Here is a 1,624-nt window from a genome sequence, read left to right as displayed (position 1 = left end):
ACCCGCAGTCGCTGAACTACTGGCACCACCCCCCACCCTTGGCGCGACCTGCCCCCAGCGGCAGCGCTCCCGTACGGTTGACAACATGACGCGCATCGGTGGTGCCGAGATGGTCGACTGGAATCTCGCGGTGGCGACCGCGACCCGGCTCGTACGGCCGGGCCCCGACGTGAGCCGCGACGAGGCACGTGCCATCGTCGCCGAGCTGCGCCGACACGCGAAGGCGTCGGAGGAGCACGTCCGCGCGTTCACGCGGATGCTCCCCGACGAGGCCGACGACACACCCGTCCTCGTCGTCGACCGCCCGGGCTGGGTCCGGGCGAACGTCGCCGGGTTCCGGGAACTGCTCAAACCGCTGCTGGAGAAGATGCAGGAACGTCGCGCCGGCAGCCCCGGCGGGGCCGTACTGGGCGCCGTCGGCGGCAAGGTCACCGGCGTCGAACTCGGCATGCTGCTGTCGTTCCTGGCCTCCCGGGTCCTCGGCCAGTACGAGACCTTCGCCCCGGCGTCCCGCGAACTCCCCGCCGGTGAGAACGGCGGTGGCCGGCTCCTGCTGGTCGCCCCGAACATCGTGCACGTCGAGCGTGAACTCGACGTCCAGCCCCACGACTTCCGCCTCTGGGTCTGCCTTCACGAGGAGACCCATCGGACCCAGTTCACGGCCGTCCCCTGGCTGCGTGACCACCTCGAGGGCGAAATCCAGTCTTTCTTGCAGGAGACCGAGGTCGACCCCATGACGGTCCTGGAGCGCATCCGGGAGGCCGCCCAGTCACTCGCGGGTGGCCGTCCCGAAGGAGAGGTCGGCGACGACGGTCACTCGATCGTGGAACTGGTGCAGACCCCCGCCCAGCGCGAGATCCTCGGCCGCCTCACCGCCGTCATGTCCCTCCTGGAGGGACACGCCGACTTCGTGATGGACGGAGTGGGTCCCGCGGTCGTCCCGTCGGTCTCCGAGATCCGCGAGAAGTTCCAGCAGCGCCGCGCGAAGGGCGCCTCACGACTGGACCTCGCCCTGCGCAAGCTGCTCGGTCTGGACGCCAAACTGAGGCAGTACCGGGACGGCGAACGGTTCGTGCGCGCAGTCGTCGAACAGGTGGGCATGGACGGCTTCAACCGGGTGTGGACTTCGCCGAACACCCTGCCGACCAAGGCGGAGATCGCCAAACCCGCGGACTGGGTCGCACGGGTGCACCGCAAGGCGGAGTCGTGAGCCGCACGCGAGCGTGGTGAACGAATCCGGCCGACGGCAGGGGAACGCCCCTCCAATCACCCGTCCGAGGGACCGTGAGCGATGGGTAGGCGTGCAATGCTCGGGGAACGGCCCGGTTCTGTCACCATCTACACACTCTGAGTGACCGACCTCGGGCTCACCCCCCGACAATTTCGTGAAGGGAACCGGACATGGGTCCCCACCCCGCGGTCGCGGCGATACGCCTGGCGGTGCGCCGCGTACTCCACGACATCCTCACCGAACACAACACGAACACCACCCGTCGCGCGCCCGCCCGCACGACCCCGGGCGCGCCACCCCTCACCGGCGCACCACCGGCGTTCACTCCCCTCACGGCCACACCCCCCGAGGCCGTGCCCGGCCCGACGCCGTCCCACGCCTGGTGTGCCGCGG

At 70.1% G+C, this 1,624-nt stretch carries 1 protein-coding gene and 1 pseudogene; both read left to right on the top strand.

The window, feature by feature from the left end:
* Nucleotides 1–85 precede the first annotated feature (85 nt).
* The gene (locus AOK15_RS29780; protein WP_055521438.1) at nt 86–1,210 is read left to right on the top strand and encodes a zinc-dependent metalloprotease; all 1,125 of its coding nucleotides are present in this window, start codon (nt 86–88) and stop codon (nt 1,208–1,210) included.
* A gap of 191 nt (nt 1,211–1,401) precedes the next feature.
* Nucleotides 1,402–1,624: pseudogene (locus AOK15_RS46210) on the top strand (tRNA lysidine(34) synthetase TilS); the annotation flags it as partial.

The sequence above is a fragment of the Streptomyces ossamyceticus genome (genome assembly GCF_001418475.1).
In the GTDB taxonomy this organism is placed as follows: Bacteria; Actinomycetota; Actinomycetes; order Streptomycetales; family Streptomycetaceae; genus Streptomyces; species Streptomyces ossamyceticus.
This window is presented reverse-complemented; position numbering and strand designations above follow the sequence as displayed.